Origin of the sequence: Rhodanobacter denitrificans (assembly GCF_003335105.1) — a bacterium.
GTDB classification, from domain to species: domain Bacteria; phylum Pseudomonadota; class Gammaproteobacteria; order Xanthomonadales; family Rhodanobacteraceae; genus Rhodanobacter; species Rhodanobacter denitrificans_A.
In genome coordinates this window covers 250,613-265,509 of the sequence record NZ_QFWQ01000005.1, presented here as the reverse complement: position 1 = coordinate 265,509, position 14,897 = coordinate 250,613, and the positions used below count along the sequence as shown (strand labels likewise).

Here is a 14,897-nt window from a genome sequence, read left to right as displayed (position 1 = left end):
CGCTCAGCCGCCACCGTGGATGCCACCCCTGGTCAGTGCCATCGGGTCGAGCAGCTTCTGCAGCTCGGCCTTCGACAAGCCCGTCGTCTCCAGCGCGACTTCCATGATCGGCCGGTGCTGCTTGTACGCCAGCTTGGCGGTGGCCGCGCCCTTCTCGTAGCCGATCACCGGGTTCAGCGCGGTGACCAGGATCGGGTTCATCGCCAGTGCCTGGTTCACCCGCGCCTTGTTGACCTTGAAGCCGGCGATGGATTTGTCGGCCAGCAGCATGCTGACGTTGGCCAGGATCCCGATCGACTGCAGCAGGTTGTGCGCGATCAGCGGCAGCATCACGTTGAGCTGGAAGTTGCCGGACTGGCCGGCGATGGTGATGGAAGCGTCGTTGCCGATCACCTGCGCGGCGACCATCGCGGTGGCCTCGGGAATCACCGGATTGACCTTGCCCGGCATGATCGACGAACCCGGCTGCAGCGCCGGCAGCTCGATCTCGCCCAGGCCAGCCAAGGGGCCTGAATTCATCCAGCGAAGGTCGTTGGCAATCTTCATCAGGGCGACGGCCAGCGTCTTCAGTGCACCGGACAGTTCCACCGCGGCGTCCTGCGCGGCCATGCCCTCGAAATAGTTTTGCGCCGACTCGAACTTCACGCCGGTCAGCTTCTTCAGCTGCGCGGCCATCGCCGGGCCGAACTTCGGGTCGGCGTTGATGCCGGTGCCTACCGCCGTGCCACCCTGCGGCAGCCGGCGCATGCGTTTCAGCGCGTCCCCGATGCGCTCGATAGCGGAACCGATCTGCGCCGCCCAGCCGGACAGCTCCTGGCCGAAGGTGATCGGCATCGCGTCCATCAGGTGGGTGCGACCGGTCTTCGGCGTGTTGCGCAATTCACGGGCGCGCTTGTCGATCGCCTTCTTCAGATGCTTCAGCGCCGGCAGCAGCTGCCCGCTGGCGGTGAGCGTGGCGCTCACGTGGATCGCGGTGGGGATCACGTCGTTCGAGCTCTGCCCGTAGTTGACGTGGTCGTTCGGGTGTACCTTGGCGCCCGCCGCCACCGCCAGGTGCGCGATCACCTCGTTCGCATTCATGTTGGTGCTGGTGCCCGAACCGGTCTGGAAGATGTCGATCGGGAACTGCGCGTCATGCTGGCCACCGGCCACCGCCAGCGCCGCCTTGCGGATCGCCGCGGCCTGGTTCTTCTTGAGATGCCCCATCGCCAGATTGACCTCGGCCGCCGCAGCCTTGATCAGCCCCAGTGCGCGGATGAACTGGCGCGGCAGGTGCAGGCCGGAGATCGGGAAGTTGTCGATCGCGCGCTGGGTCTGTGCGCCGTACAGCGCTTCGGCGGGGACCTTCAGCTCGCCCATGCTGTCGTGTTCGATGCGGAAGTTGTTCATGGTTTGGTCCTTCAGTGGATGGAGAAAACCGAATCCTGGGGAACTCCCGTCGCCCCAGCGCAAGCTGGGGCCCAGTGACTCAGGGCCCTTGAAGACCACAGGCACTGGATTCCTGCTTGCGCAGGAATGACGAGCAAAAAAAGCCGTTTCATGGCTCGCCACTATAGGCCGCAACGCATCGCGCCGCCGTCAATGTAAAATGCCGGTTTTCCCCTTGCCGGAACCAGCGATGTCCTCCCACGCCCTCACCGCCCTGTCGCCGCTGGACGGCCGCTACGCCAGCAAGGTCGAAGCGCTGCGCCCGATCTTCAGCGAGTTCGGCCTGATGCATCGCCGGGTGCACGTGGAAATCGAATGGCTGCTGGCGCTGGCCACCGACCCGCGGATCGTCGAGCTGCCGCCCTTCGACCCGGGCCAGGTCGCCACCCTGCGAGCCATCGCGGATAACTTCAGCGAAGCCGACGGCGAGCGCATCAAGGCGATCGAGGCGACCACCAACCACGACGTCAAGGCGGTGGAGTACTTCATCAAGGAGAAGATCGGCGCCGACACCGGCCTGGCGCAGGCCAAGGAATTCGTGCACTTCGCCTGCACCAGTGAGGACATCAACAACCTCTCCTACGCGCTGATGCTGCGCGACGCGCGCAGCCAGGTGCTGCTGCCGCAGCTGGATGCAGTGATCGCCAGGCTGCGCGAGATGGCGCACGCGAACGCCGCGCTGCCGCTGCTCTCGCGCACGCACGGCCAGACCGCCTCGCCCAGCACGCTGGGCAAGGAAATCGCCAACGTGGTGGCGCGGCTGGAGCGCCAGCGCAGGCAACTCGCCGCGGTGGAGATTTCCGGCAAGATCAACGGCGCGGTGGGCAACTACAACGCCCACGCCATCACCTACCCGGAACTCGACTGGCGCGCGTTCTCGCAGCGCTTCGTGGAGAGCCTCGGCCTCGGCTACAACGCGTACACCACGCAGATCGAGCCGCACGACAACGTGGCCGAATACTGCGACGCGGTGCGCCGCGCCAACACCATCCTGATCGACCTGGCCCGCGACATCTGGGGCTACATCTCGCTGGGCTACTTCAAGCAGACGCTGAAGGCCGGCGAAGTCGGTTCCTCCACCATGCCGCACAAGGTCAACCCGATCGACTTCGAGAACGCCGAAGGCAACTTCGGCCTCGCCAATGCGCTGCTCGGCCACTTCGCCGAGAAGCTGCCGATCAGCCGCTGGCAGCGCGACCTCACCGACTCTACCGTGCTGCGCGCGCTCGGCACCGCGTTCGGCCATGGCCTGGTCGCGCTGGAATCGCTGAAGAAAGGCCTGGGCAAACTCAACGTCAACGCCGAACGCATTGCCGCCGACCTCGACGCCAGCTGGGAAGTATTGGCCGAAGCCGTGCAGACCGTGATGCGCCGCTACGGCCTGCCGCAGCCCTATGAACAGCTCAAGGCGCTGACCCGCGGCCACGGCATCACGAAGGAGTCGATGCGCGAATTCATCGCCGGCCTCGACCTGCCGGCCGAGGCGAAGCAGCGGCTGCTCGAGCTCACGCCGGGCGGCTACATCGGCTTGGCCGAAGGGCTGGCGCGGGATATCTGATCCGTCACCACCTGCATACCGCCATTCCGGCGAAAGCCCACTGCCGCCCGGAACAGGCCCGTGCCTTGGCGTCGGAAGCGTTGCGACACAAGACGGGGTGATCCTTGGCCCGTCGCCTCGCCTCGCCTCGACTCGCCTCGCCTCGACTCGAAGTGTCCACTTGCCCCCTGTCGTCATTCCGGCGAAGGCCGGAATAGCACTTCAATCATGCAGCGAGGCACTGCGTTGGCCATGACTTCTGGTGGCGGTCCCCGCGTGTCCGGGTAAAGTAGCTCCGGACCTTGAATCATCCAGCTACTGAAAGCGGGTGACATCGGCCCGTTGGCAAGGACCAGTTGCAAGGTTCAATCGTGGGATTCCGGGGCCGCGCGCCTAATTCGGACGCTGGACATCATCCCATCGGCACTTCAAACGGAAGCCCATGACATGAAGCAATGGCATCCCGGTCCACTTGGGGTTGTGATTCGCTCATCGCTTATCGGTGGCACCATCGGTGGCGTTCTTCTTGGCTTGATCGCTTTTTTCACTCATCATGCTTCAGCCTCGTCAACGGGGGCTCCTGGAGGGTATGCGACGGTAGTGGGTATATTTTCGGCAATCGTCGAAATCCTGAGCACATTTCCACTCAATCTCTTTTTTACATGGCAGCCTTGGCTGGTACCGCTTAATACGGCGTTTATCGGCGCTGTCATCGGAATGATTGTGGTACTCACCAGTAGACGCAATCCAGATTGACCCATGCTCGAACCAACCGGGGGAGTTCCATGAAAAGATTCGCAGGCTTTTCGCTATTCCTGTTCTTGTCGTGTTCGATTGCTGCTGCCCAGGCCTCGCCGAGAGATGTATTGATTGAACGCTGTGAGACGGCCTACCTGCGTGCCACAACCTTGTCGGCCGACTCACCACTTGTCGACATGCTTCTCGCTTCCACGAAGTCTGCCAACCGCGAGGTGAATGACGATACCTGGCGCGTCATAAGACAGGAAATTGCCACTGCGGTTACCCAGTCATTGACTGAACGGGGAAGCATGCTGGACACAACCTTCAGGAAATCGATGGAGTCCTTGTCTGACGCGGAACTGGCTCGGCTCAGCCAGGTACTCAACGATCCGGCCTACACGAAATTTCAAAGCGCCATGGCAAGTCCTGCAACTCAAAAACAATTCATGCAGGCCATGTTTGGCGATGCGGCCAAATTTCAGACAGTGGCCAACAAGATCCTGGCCCGGCACGGCTTGAAGGAAGGGCCTTGACTGGCCCCTGAGATCAACGGGACCTGCGCAAAATACCCTGCAGGCCAGTTACTTTGAGCGTTGTTCACCGAACCACACGACAACCCGGGGCACAGCTTTCGATTGCCGGGTCGCCACCAGGCATGCAAACGGCCGACATCTTGCGAGCCGGCCGTTTGCTGGATTGCCCTGTCTTTACGCAGTCTTCTTGCGCAACCCTTCGGCCTCCAAGGCCGCCTGCACCGCCGGGCGCTCCGCCACGCGCTGCTGGAACGCCAGCAGTGCCGGGAAGCCGGACAGGTCCAGCTCCACGGGCTTCGCCCAGTTGGTCACGGTGAACAGGTAGGCATCGGCCGCGGTGAACGCATCGCCCAGCAGGAACGGCTGCTTCGCCAGCACGTCCTCGATGAACTGGTAGCGCCGCTTCAGGTATTCCTTGCGCTCGGCGCGGGTGGCTTCCGGCGTGTCCGGCTTGAACAGCGGGCTGTAGCTTTTGTGGATCTCCGAATTGATGTAGCCCAGCATCTCCTGCAGGCGGTAGCGCGCCGGCGTGCCGTTGGCGGGCGCCAGGCCGCTCGCCGGCTTCTGGTCGGCCAGGTACTGCACGATCGCCGGGCCTTCGGTCAGCACTTCGCCGCTGTCCAGCGCCAGCACCGGCACGTAGCCCTTGGGGTTGATCTGCCAGAAATCCGCACCGTGCTCGGTGCGCTTGGCCTTGCCGTCGACCTTCTCCAGCGTGAGCGGAATGCCAGCCTCGATCGCCACGATGTGCGGGGAAAGCGAGCAGGCGCCGGGGGAGTAGTAGAGCTTCATGCGATGACTCCGTGTGGGTGGGGGCACGGAAGGCGCACCGGGCAAAACTGCACGCCTCCGAGCCCCGGCATGCTACGCCACCATGGTTACCATTGGATACCACCTAACTACCGGTTAGTCCTAGAATGCGGTAACTCCCCGGTTACCGAGCCACCCGCATGGGCCTCCCCGTCCGCAAAAGCAAGGTCGCGCCGCCGCCCGCCTGCCCGCTCACAGAGAGCCTGGCGCTGCTGCGCGGTGCCTGGGCACCCAACGTGATCTGGTATCTGAGCGGCGAACCGCGCCGCTTCGGTGAACTGCGCCACGACATCCCGCGCATCTCCGCCCGCGTGCTCAGCGCCCGCCTGCGCGAACTGGAATCGCGCGGGCTCGTCTCGCGCCGCCTGCTGGACACTTCTCCGCCCTCCGCCGAATACGCGCTCACCGAGCTGGGCCGCGAACTACTGCCGGCCATCAGTGCACTGGCGCGGGTGGGGCAGAAGCTGATTGCGGAGTGGGATTCGCGGGCTTCGCTAGTGAAGCAGACGCGTGTGGTGGGGTGAGGCCGTGCGGTTGCTCCCATAGCAGACGCCGCGGAAAGATATCGGGGGCGTTTGCGGCGACGTCAAACGCTTTGCGGTCAGGTTGCTATATCAGTGTGCAGCCAGGGGAACGAGTTGTTCATTTTTGCCAGAAATATAAGACTTCGCTCAATTATTGGAACGACTGCATTCCTGGCAGCGATGTATTTCTGCGCCGGAATCTACGTACTGCGATTTCACTTGGAGCCTCTTCTTGTACCACGCGCGGACGCGCCAACGCTGCCATCGATACCACCTCTCCAAAGCATTGGCGGCCATGAAGAAACGTTGCTCGTCCGACGTTATGGAGTACCGCGTGTGGGATGCGTGCTCTTCTTCCCCGGCCAGCACGGCAGCATTCCAGGTTACGACACCCAACTATTCCCTGCTTTCACTGGCCATGGCATCGCCGTATTGGCCGTTGCCTACCCAGGACAGGACGGTGCCCCGGGCGCGCTGGATCTGAAGCAGATGCGAGCGCTCGGCATGCGCACGCTCGCTGCGGCAAGCGCCATATGCGGGGAACACCGCGTCATCGTCTACGGTCGATCCCTTGGTTCCATGGTGGCTGCCTACAGCGTGGCGAGTCATCAACCAGCCGGGCTGATTCTCGAGGGAACCACTCCTTCCCTGGCATCTGCCATCCGGCTCCGGTTGAGGGTGCATTGGTACCTGGCACCCTTGGCGGCGCTGCCGGTGTCAACATTGCTGGCTCATGACTTTTCGCTCAAAGAGGCACTCTCGCAAACTCCCTTGAAGCAGGCCGTGGCTTTCCAAGGCACGGCAGATAGTGAAACGCCGTTATCTGCCTTGCGAATAACCCCTGGACTCGAAAAACTACGCATAGTCGAGGTGCGTGGCGGCACGCACTCCACCACGTATCGTTTGGCGGAACACCAGATGGTCGAGATGGCGGAGTCAATGCTTCGGTGATGTCATGGAAATCTCTGGCCATTCCACAGAGCGCAACGCAAACAGGTGCCGCGATTAGCACGTCACGTGACAATTCATTCAAACTTCCGCATCGCTGTACAGCTCAATTCAAGCGCCATACCCGCTCTTCATTACACCTCATCCGACCCCTCATTCACCCCCTCGAACAGGAACGTCGACAGATACCGCTCGCCGGTATCCGGCAGCATCGCCAACAACACCGAGCCTTCTGGCGCGCTCTTCGCCACGTCCAGCGCGGCAGCCAGCGTGGCGCCGGAGGAGATGCCGGTGAAGATGCCTTCCTGCTGCGCCAGCGCGCGCGAGGTGTCGCGGGCCAGTACGTCGTCGACCGGCACGATTCGGTCGACCACCTTGGGGTTGAGCACGGCCGGCACGAAATCCGGTGTCCAGCCCTGGATCTTGTGCGGCTGCCATTCCTTGCCGGACAGCAGCGCCGCGCCGGTCGGCTCGGTGGCGATCACCTTCACTTCCGGGCGCGCCACCTTGAGCACCTCGCCGACGCCGGTCAGCGTACCGCCGGTGCCCCAGCCGGTGACGAAGTAGTCCAGGCGGCGGCCGGCGAAGTCACGCAGGATCTCCGGCGCGGTGGTCTGCCGGTGGTAGGCCGGGTTGGCGGGATTCTCGAACTGGTTGGCGAGGAACCAGCCGTGCTTCTGCGCCAGTTCCTGCGCCTTCGCCACCATGCCGGTGCCGCGCGCGGCGCCGGGCGTGAGCACCACCTTGCCGCCGTAGGCGCGGATCAGCTTGCGCCGCTCGACCGAGAACGTATCCGACATCACCGCCACGAACGGGTAGCCGCGCGCCGCGCAGATCGCGGCCAGCGCCACGCCGGTGTTGCCCGAGGTGGCCTCGATCACGGTCTGGCCGGGTTTCAGCGTGCCGCGCTGTTCGGCGTCGAGGATGATCGCCAGGGCGAGGCGGTCCTTCACCGAACCGGCGGGGTTGAACGCCTCCACCTTCACGTACAACTCGACGTGCTTGGGGGCGAGGCGGTGAAGCCTGACGATCGGCGTGTTGCCGATGGTGCCGAGGATGCTGTCGTGGATCATGGGAAGGCTCCGGGTGGCAAGGTGGAAGGCGGTCGCGAGAGCATGCTCGCGCCCGGGTGAAACTGCCGTCAGGCGCGGTGCACCGCTGCCAGTACGTCGGTGGCGGCCGGGCCGGCCGTGCGCGCGGGGCGGATGTCGTGAACCGCGGCGCCCAGCGGCGGCGTCCCGAACCAGGCCAGCGAGGTGGCCAGCGACGCCACTTCGCCCAGGATCAGCAACGCCGGCGAACGCACCCCATGGGCCTTGGCCCGCTCGGCCAGATGGGCCAGGGTGCCGGTGACCACCCGCTGCTCCGGGCGCGAGCCGTTCTCGACCAGGGCGAACGGCGTCGATGGCGCGCGGCCATGCGCGACCAGCCGGGCCTGCAGCTCGGCCAGTTCGGCCACGCCCATGTACACGGCCAGGGTCTGCCGCTCCTGCGCCAGCGCGGCCCAGTCCAGGGTGTCGCGCGAGGACCGGCAGTGCGCGGTGACGAAACGCACCGACTGCGCGTGGTCGCGATGGGTCAGCGGCACGCCGGCGTAAGCCGCGCAGGCAACGGCCGCGGTGATGCCGGGCACCACTTCGTAGGGGATGCCGTGGGCGCGCAGGAACTCCAGTTCCTCGCCTCCGCGGCCGAACACGAACGGGTCGCCGCCCTTCAGCCGCACCACCCTCCGCCCCGCCCGCGCGTGCTGCAGCAGCAGCGCGTGGATGCCGTCCTGGGTGGTGTGGTGGTGGCCGGCCTGCTTGCCCACTTCGATCCGCTCGGCGTCGCGCCGGGCCAGCTCCAGCACCTCGGCGCTGACCAGCCGGTCGTGCAGGATCACGTCGGCCTCGTTCAGCGCACGCAGCGCGCGCAGGGTCAGCAGGCCCGGATCGCCGGGGCCGGCGCCGACCAGCATCACCGAGCCCGTCCGGGCGGGCGACGGCGCCGCCAGTGCCTGCCCGGCCGCCTGCCAGGCCTCGTCCGGCCGGCCCTGGCGCAGCAGCGCGGCGACCGGACCGGCAAACAGTTCCTCGTAGAACCCGCGCCGCGCCGCCGGCTCCGGGTAGCGCAGGCGGATACGTCGGCGCAGGCGCGCCGCCAGCGTGGCCAGCGCGCCCAGCGAATGGTCGAGCAGGGTTTCCAGCCGCTCGCGCAGCAGCCGCGCCAGCATCGGCGCCTCGCCGCCGCTGGAGATCGCGATGGTCAACGGCGCGCGATCCACCACCGCCGGCACGTGGAAGCTGGACAGCGCGGCGTCGTCGACCACGTTGACGAAGATCCGCCGCAGCCCGGCGAAGGTGGCGATCAGCCGGTTCAGCTCGGTGTCGGAGGTGGCGGCCACCACCAGCCAGACCCGCTCCAGCCACGCCTCGCGAAACGCATCGGGGCGATGGGCGATGCGCCCTGCCGCCACCCAGCGCTGCAGCTGCGGGGTGAGCTCGGGTGCGTTCACGGTAATCTGCGCCTGCGCGCCGAGCAGGGCTGCCACCTTGCGCTCGGCCACCGCGCCGCCGCCCACCACCAGCACGGCGCGGCGGGACAGGTCGGCGAACAGGGGATAGAGCTTCATTCGGGCGGAACCGCGGCGTGCAAGGGAGGGCAAAACCACGCTACGCAAGCGCCGCCACGCCGGCAAATGATCTGCGCTTACGTCCATATGCCGCCGCGTTATGAAGCCCGCCGCACTTGACCATTCAACAAAATGGACGTATAGACGTCCAATCATGATTCGTCCCACCCACCACCACGAACCTACCCGCGGCCCCAGGTCGGCCGCCTGCGCCCAGGCTCCATGCACGCTGCCGGCCCGTGCCATGCGATGTATCCGTGTTCCGTCCGCGCCCCGATCCCACGATCCCGACCGCCCACGAGACCATCGCCATGACGCTGACCCAATTACGCTACCTCGTTGCCATCGCCGACTCCGGCCTCAACATCACGCTGGCCGCCGAGCGCGTCCATGCCACCCAGCCCGGCCTGAGCAAGCGGCTCAAGCAGCTTGAGGACGAGCTGGGCTTCCAGCTGTTCGTGCGCAAGGGCAAGAGCCTTGACGCGGTGACCCACGCCGGCCGGCACGTGCTGGAACGCGCCCGCACGATCCTCGCCGAGGTGGCCAACATCCGCTCGATCGCCGCCAACCTGCGCAACGAGGCACACGGCGAGTTGCGCATCGCCACCACCCACACCCAGGCCCGCTTCGCCCTCCCCGCTGCGATCGGCGCGCTGAACCGCAGCTACCCGCAGGTCAGCGTGCACCTGCAGCCGGGCCGCGACAGCGAAGTGCTGGCCCAGCTGGAGGCCGGCCGCGTCGATCTGGCGGTGATCAGCACCGCCGGCGCGCCCCCGGCCACGGGCATCGCGCTGCCGGCCTACCGCTGGCACCGGGTGATCCTGGCGCCGCAGGGGCATCCGCTGGGCGCGCGCGGGCAGCCGCCCACGCTCGACCAGCTGGCCGCGCTGCCGCTGGTCAGCTACGACTCCTCGCTGAAGCCCGACTCGTCGCTGCGCCGTGCGTTCGAGGCCGTCGACCTGCATCCGCAGATCACGATGACCGCCGGCGACGCCGACCTGATCAAGACCTACGTGCGCACCGGCCTGGGCATCGGCGTGCTGGCCGAGATGGCGATGCTGGAAAGCGACACCGACCTGCGCGCGCTGCCGGCCGACCACCTGTTTCCCCAGTGCACGACCTGGATCTTGCTGCGCCGTGAAAGCGTGCTGCGCGAATACGTGCTGGAGTTCATCGCGCAGTTCGCGCCGCACCTGGACCGCCGCGACGTGGTGCGCGCCCTTGCCGCCGACACGGCGCCCATCGAGTGGCCAGCGGTACCGCACTGGCGGGAGCGTCCACCCACCGCGCTGCCCGACGCCGCCTGAACCGGCGCGTGTCACGTAGGGCGGTCACCGCCCGCCGCCCTTTCGGCACCTTGCGACGAAGTGTGGGAGGCGCGGCGGGCGGTGCCCGCCCTACGGCCTGAAGCCGACCTCGGCGGACCGACGCGGAGAAAACCTACGCCATGCTGTGCAGTCCGCATTCGCGCTTGAGCCCGAAGAAACGGGTGTCCTCGGCGTCCATGCCCGGCTCCCAGCGATGGCTGGTGTGGCTGTCGCCGATCGAGATGTAGCCCTGCTGCCACAGCGGGTGGTACGGCAGGCCATGGCGCGCGAGGTACTGGCCGATGTCGCGATCGCTCCAGTCGGCCAGTGGATGGAATTTCCAGCGGCCATTGCGGATCGCCGCGAACTCGATCGCCGCCCGGCTCCGCGACTGCCCGCGGCGCAGGCCGGCGAACCATCCGGCGGCGTGCAGGTCGGCCAGTGCACGCTGCATCGGCTCGACCTTGCGCAGCCGGTTGTAGTGGTCGAGCCCGGCCACGCCCTGCTCCCACAACCGCCCGTGGCGCGCCTCCATCCAGGCGGGACTGAGCGGCGAGCTGTACACCTTGAGGTTCAGCCCGAGCCGCCCGCTCAACTCGTCGACAAAGCGGTACGTCTCGGCAAACAGGTAGCCGGTGTCGATCAGCACCACCGGCAGTGACGGCCGCTGGCGGGTCACCAGGTGCAGCGATACCGCCGACTGCGCGCCGAAGCTGGACGACAGCACGTGCTCGCCAGCGACGTTTTCCAGCGCCCATGCCACCCGGCGTTCTGCGTCGAGCCGGGACAGCATGGCGTTCAACGCGGCCAGCGCACGCGGCTCGTGCGGCGCCTGCTCGAGCAGCACGGCACTCATGCGAGCAGTTCCGCCGGAATGCGCCGCGACGGCAGCGGCGCGAGGATGCCGGCACGCAGCAGGAAATCGCCGAAGCCCTCGCCGTCCGCACGCTCGGCGGCGTAGCGCGCGAACAGCGGATCGAGCGCGGCGAGGATCGCCGCTTCGTCCACGTTCTCGCGATAGACCTGGTTCAGCCGCTGGCCGCTGAAGTCGGCGCCAAGACGCAGGTCGTAGCGCCCCGGCCCGCGCCCGACCAGGGCGATCTCGCCAAGGTACGGCCGCGAGCAGCCGTTCGGGCAACCAGACAGGCGCAGCAGGATCGGCGCTTCGGCCAGGCCATGTCGATCGAGCAACGCCTCCAGCTTCGGCAGCAGCGCCGGCAGGTAGCGTTCACTTTCGGCCATCGCCAGGCCACAGGTGGGCAGCGCCACGCAGGCGATCGCGTGGCGGCGGATCGCACTTTGCTCGCGGTAGCCGTCCAGTCCGTGCTCGCGCACGATCGCGTCGATGCGCTCGCGCTCGGCCGCCGCGACGTTCGCCACGATCACGTTCTGGTTGCAGGTCAAGCGGAAGTCGCCGGCATGCACCTTGGCCAGCTCGCGCAGGCCGCTGAGCCAGCGCCGTTCGCCCGTGTCGGCGAGCCGGCCGGATTCGATGTGCAGGGTGAGATGCCAGCGGCCGTCGTGGCCTGCGACCCAGCCGTAGCGGTCGCCGTTGTGTTCGAAACGGTACGTGCGCGGCGCGGCCAACGCATAGCCGAGGCGCGATTCCAGCTCGGCCTTGAAGGCGTCCAGGCCGTGCCGGTCCAGCGTGTACTTCAGCCGCGCATGCTTGCGTTCGGCCCGGTCGCCCCAGTCGCGCTGCACGCCGATCGACGCCTCGGCCACCGCGAACAACTGTTCCGGCGTGGCGAAACCGATCACGCTGGCCAGCCGCGGGTAGGTGCTGGCGTCGCCATGGGTCGCGCCCATGCCGCCGCCGACAGCAATGTTGAAGCCGCGCAGCGTGCCCTGCTCGACGATCGCGATCAGGCCCAGATCCTGCGCGAACACGTCGATGTCGTTGAGCGGCGGGATCGCCAGGCCGATCTTGAACTTGCGCGGCAGGTAGGTGGCGCCGTACAGCGGCTCGTGCTCCGCAACCGGATCAGGGTCGCCATGCAGCTTTTCGCCGTCCAGCCAGATCTCATGGTAGGCGCGTGTCCTCGGCGCCAGCTCGGCCGAGAGCCGCGTGGCCCAGGCGTACGCCTCGGCATGCGCGGCGGACTCCACCGGGTTCGCCGTGCTGACCACGTTGCGTACCACGTCGCCGCAGGCGGCGATGGTGGTGGCCAGCGCCTCATGGATCGCCGCGATGGTCGGCTTCAGCTTGCGCTTGATGATGCCGTGCCACTGGAAGGTCTGCCGCGTGGTGATGCGCAGCGTGCCGCTGGCGTGCTCGCGGGCGATGCGGTCGAACACCAGCCACTGCGCCGGCGTCACCACGCCGCCGGGCAGGCGCGCGCGCAGCATGAACGAGTAGGCCGGCTCCAGTTTCTGCTTGCGGCGCTCCTCGCGCAGGTCGCGGTCGTCCTGCTGGTAGCTGCCGTGGAACTTCAGCAGCTTGGTGTCGTCGTCGCCGATCGCGCCGGTGACCGGGTCGGCCAGACCCTCGGCGATGCCGCCGCGCAGGAAGCGGCTGGCCGCCTTGATGTGTTCGAGATGAGAAGTCATGGGATAGTCGCTTTCTTTGAAAGTGCGGCCATGGATGGCCGCTTCTTGACTCTCGCGTTCATGGACAAACGCATCAATACACGTCACGGGCGTAGCGGCCCCGTTGCAGGAGATCGCCGAGCCAGGCGTTCGCCTCGTCGGCTGACCGGTTGCCGTGGGCCACGATCACGTCGACCAGCGCGGCGTGCACGTCGCGGGCCATGTGTTTCGCGTCGCCGCAGACATAGAGATGCGCGCCGTTCTCCAGCCATGCATTCAGCTCGGCGCCGTGCTCGCGCAGGCGCTGTTGCACATAGGTTTTGTGTTCCGCGTCCCGCGAGAACGCCAGGTCGAGCCGGTGCAGCGAGCCGTCCTGCAGCGCCTGCTGCCACTCCACCTGGTAGAGGAAATCGCTGGTGAAGTGGCGGTTGCCGAAGAACAGCCAGTTGCGACCCGTGGCACCGCTTTCGCGCCGTTCCTGCACGAACGCGCGGAATGGCGCCACGCCGGTGCCCGGCCCGATCATGATGATGTCGCGCGAGCCGTCGGCCGGCAGGCGGAAGCGCTCGTTCGGCTCGATGAATACCGGCATCTTGCCGTCCTCGCCGGTCGCGGCGAGCAACGAGGAGGCGGCGCCCCAGTGCGCGCTGCCGTGCGCCTGGTAATCCACCACAGCCACGGTGAGGTGCACCTCCTCGCCCACCGCCTTTGTGCTGGAGGCGATCGAGTACAGCCGCGGCGCCAGTGGCCGCAGCGCCGCCAGCAGCGTTTCGGGTTGCCATGTCGCCGGGTAGCGGCGGAGCAGGTCGATCGGCTGCTCGTCGGCCAGCACCGCCGCGAACTGCGCCGACTGCTCCGGCTGCAGCAGCCTGGCCAGTTCGTCGTGGCCGCCGGCGGTCGCCAGCGCAGTGATGAAACCGCGGTGCAGCCGGGTGATCTCGCGCTCGCCGCCCAGCCACTGCCGCAGCGGCAACGTGCGCTGCTGGTGAGTCACCGGCTGCGCGCCGTCCAGCTGCAGGGCTTCCAGCCATTGCTCGACCAGTGCCGGCGGATTGTGCGCCCACACGCCCAGCGCATCGCCCGGCTGGTAGTGCAGGCCGGAGCCTTCCAGCGACAGCTCGACATGCCGCACGTCGCGCGCGCTGTCGCGCGCCACGATGCGCTGGTTGGCCAGCACGGTGGCGGCGAACGGCTGTTCGCGCGACCAGACGCTGCGGCTCGGCACCACGTGCAGCGGGGTCGTCCGCGCCGGCGCGCCGGCCTGCCGCAGCCGCTCCCGCGCCTGCTCCAGCGCCTGCTCCACCCATGGCGCGGCGACGGCTTCGATCTCCACGTCCGCTTCGCCGAAGGAAGCGAGGCGGCTGCCGCCCAGCTCGGCCAGGCGAGCGTCGAGCTGGCGCCCGATCGTGCAGAATTGCGGATAACTCGAATCGCCCAGCCCCAGCACCGCGAACTGCAGCGCCGGCAGCTTCGGCGCGCGCTTGCCGCTGATGAACTCGAACAGGCCGCGCGCGTCGTCCGGCGGCTCGCCGTCGCCCTGGGTGCTGATCACCAGCAGCAGATGGCGTTCCTGCGCCAGCTCGCGCTGCGGATAGGCATCGGCGCGCAGCAGCCGCACCGGCAGGCCGGCCGCTTCGCCACGGCTGGCCAGCTGCTCGGCGATGCGCTTCGCGTTGCCGGTCTGGCTGCCGTAGACGATGCTCAGCCGCTCGGCGGTGCGCTCGGCGACCGCAGCGGGAATGTCCCGCTGCGCCTGCGCCGCCTGCGCGGCACTCCATGCGGCGATCCAGTACAACTGGGCCACCGTCAGGCTCTCCAGCTCGCGGGTCAGCCTGGTCAGCTTTTCCGCATCCAGGCTCGGCGCTGGAAGGTTCGGCACGGCGACGCTATTCACGATGACTCCATTTGGACGTCCAAACTCTCGACGTT

General features: G+C 67.1%; 13 protein-coding genes. 6 read left to right on the top strand and 7 right to left on the bottom strand.

Annotated elements, in window-relative coordinates; translation table 11 throughout:
• Nucleotides 1-3 precede the first annotated feature (3 nt).
• Nucleotides 4-1,389 (bottom strand): class II fumarate hydratase, encoded by a 1,386-nt coding sequence (locus DEO45_RS08540; protein WP_114342534.1) that lies wholly within the window; start codon nucleotides 1,387-1,389, stop codon nucleotides 4-6.
• A gap of 229 nt (nucleotides 1,390-1,618) precedes the next feature.
• On the opposite strand from DEO45_RS08540, the gene purB reads away from it, so the two are divergent.
• The 3 genes from purB to DEO45_RS08530 all read left to right on the top strand — a co-directional run bounded on the left by purB (nucleotide 1,619) and on the right by DEO45_RS08530 (nucleotide 4,239).
• On the top strand, nucleotides 1,619-2,986 hold the full coding sequence (gene purB / locus DEO45_RS08535) for an adenylosuccinate lyase (RefSeq protein WP_114342533.1): 1,368 nt from the start codon (nucleotides 1,619-1,621) through the stop codon (nucleotides 2,984-2,986).
• Between the two features lie 426 nt (nucleotides 2,987-3,412).
• Nucleotides 3,413-3,721 carry a hypothetical protein gene (locus tag DEO45_RS16500; protein WP_147269691.1) on the top strand — a complete coding sequence of 103 codons (309 nt, stop codon included), beginning with the start codon at nucleotides 3,413-3,415 and terminating at the stop codon, nucleotides 3,719-3,721.
• Nucleotides 3,722-3,750: 29 nt separating this feature from the next.
• On the top strand, nucleotides 3,751-4,239 hold the full coding sequence (locus DEO45_RS08530) for a hypothetical protein (protein WP_114342531.1): 489 nt from the start codon (nucleotides 3,751-3,753) through the stop codon (nucleotides 4,237-4,239).
• Between the two features lie 174 nt (nucleotides 4,240-4,413).
• Here the strand turns inward: DEO45_RS08530 and gstA are convergent, their stop codons facing one another.
• Nucleotides 4,414-5,031 (bottom strand): glutathione transferase GstA, encoded by a 618-nt coding sequence (gene gstA / locus DEO45_RS08525; RefSeq protein ID WP_114342529.1) that lies wholly within the window; start codon nucleotides 5,029-5,031, stop codon nucleotides 4,414-4,416.
• Between the two features lie 158 nt (nucleotides 5,032-5,189).
• Between gstA and DEO45_RS08520 the strand changes: the two genes are divergently transcribed.
• Entirely contained in the window at nucleotides 5,190-5,573 is a 384-nt protein-coding gene (locus tag DEO45_RS08520) for a winged helix-turn-helix transcriptional regulator (protein ID WP_114342527.1), read from the top strand.
• A gap of 345 nt (nucleotides 5,574-5,918) precedes the next feature.
• Nucleotides 5,919-6,524 carry an alpha/beta fold hydrolase gene (locus tag DEO45_RS08515; RefSeq protein WP_223250825.1) on the top strand — a complete coding sequence of 202 codons (606 nt, stop codon included), beginning with the start codon at nucleotides 5,919-5,921 and terminating at the stop codon, nucleotides 6,522-6,524.
• Nucleotides 6,525-6,655: 131 nt separating this feature from the next.
• Here DEO45_RS08515 and cysK read toward each other — a convergent pair whose 3' ends face one another.
• Entirely contained in the window at nucleotides 6,656-7,594 is a 939-nt protein-coding gene (cysK, locus tag DEO45_RS08510) for a cysteine synthase A (RefSeq protein WP_114342524.1), read from the bottom strand.
• Nucleotides 7,595-7,662: 68 nt separating this feature from the next.
• A complete protein-coding gene (gene cysG / locus DEO45_RS08505; protein WP_114342522.1) occupies nucleotides 7,663-9,132 on the bottom strand; it encodes a siroheme synthase CysG in 1,470 nt (489 codons plus the stop codon).
• A 311-nt stretch (nucleotides 9,133-9,443) separates the two neighbouring features.
• Here cysG and DEO45_RS08500 point away from each other — a divergent pair, with 311 nt between their 5' ends.
• Nucleotides 9,444-10,439 carry a LysR substrate-binding domain-containing protein gene (locus tag DEO45_RS08500; protein WP_114342913.1) on the top strand — a complete coding sequence of 332 codons (996 nt, stop codon included), beginning with the start codon at nucleotides 9,444-9,446 and terminating at the stop codon, nucleotides 10,437-10,439.
• Between the two features lie 133 nt (nucleotides 10,440-10,572).
• Here the strand turns inward: DEO45_RS08500 and DEO45_RS08495 are convergent, their stop codons facing one another.
• From DEO45_RS08495 to DEO45_RS08485, 3 genes are all read right to left on the bottom strand, one after another.
• A complete protein-coding gene (locus DEO45_RS08495) occupies nucleotides 10,573-11,295 on the bottom strand; it encodes a phosphoadenylyl-sulfate reductase (protein WP_114342520.1) in 723 nt (240 codons plus the stop codon).
• The gene (gene cysI / locus DEO45_RS08490; protein WP_114342518.1) at nucleotides 11,292-12,989 is read right to left on the bottom strand and encodes an assimilatory sulfite reductase (NADPH) hemoprotein subunit; all 1,698 of its coding nucleotides are present in this window, start codon (nucleotides 12,987-12,989) and stop codon (nucleotides 11,292-11,294) included. The genes DEO45_RS08495 and cysI overlap by 4 nt, the downstream gene beginning before the upstream one ends.
• Before the next feature lie 73 nt (nucleotides 12,990-13,062).
• Nucleotides 13,063-14,862 (bottom strand): assimilatory sulfite reductase (NADPH) flavoprotein subunit, encoded by a 1,800-nt coding sequence (locus DEO45_RS08485; protein ID WP_114342516.1) that lies wholly within the window; start codon nucleotides 14,860-14,862, stop codon nucleotides 13,063-13,065.
• Between the last annotated feature and the right edge of the window lie 35 nt (nucleotides 14,863-14,897).

Excerpts from the sequence above, each read along its gene's own strand:
- DEO45_RS08530 (WP_114342531.1), top strand. The coding sequence starts at position 3,751 with ATGAAAAGATTCGCAGGCTTTTCGCTATTCCTGTTCTTGTCGTGTTCG.
- cysI (WP_114342518.1), bottom strand. The coding sequence starts at position 12,989 with ATGACTTCTCATCTCGAACACATCAAGGCGGCCAGCCGCTTCCTGCGC.
- purB (WP_114342533.1), top strand. The coding sequence starts at position 1,619 with ATGTCCTCCCACGCCCTCACCGCCCTGTCGCCGCTGGACGGCCGCTAC.
- DEO45_RS08540 (WP_114342534.1), bottom strand. The coding sequence starts at position 1,389 with ATGAACAACTTCCGCATCGAACACGACAGCATGGGCGAGCTGAAGGTC.
- cysK (WP_114342524.1), bottom strand. The coding sequence starts at position 7,594 with ATGATCCACGACAGCATCCTCGGCACCATCGGCAACACGCCGATCGTC.
- DEO45_RS08495 (WP_114342520.1), bottom strand. The coding sequence starts at position 11,295 with ATGAGTGCCGTGCTGCTCGAGCAGGCGCCGCACGAGCCGCGTGCGCTG.
- DEO45_RS08500 (WP_114342913.1), top strand. The coding sequence starts at position 9,444 with ATGACGCTGACCCAATTACGCTACCTCGTTGCCATCGCCGACTCCGGC.
- DEO45_RS16500 (WP_147269691.1), top strand. The coding sequence starts at position 3,413 with ATGAAGCAATGGCATCCCGGTCCACTTGGGGTTGTGATTCGCTCATCG.
- DEO45_RS08520 (WP_114342527.1), top strand. The coding sequence starts at position 5,190 with ATGGGCCTCCCCGTCCGCAAAAGCAAGGTCGCGCCGCCGCCCGCCTGC.
- cysG (WP_114342522.1), bottom strand. The coding sequence starts at position 9,132 with ATGAAGCTCTATCCCCTGTTCGCCGACCTGTCCCGCCGCGCCGTGCTG.
- gstA (WP_114342529.1), bottom strand. The coding sequence starts at position 5,031 with ATGAAGCTCTACTACTCCCCCGGCGCCTGCTCGCTTTCCCCGCACATC.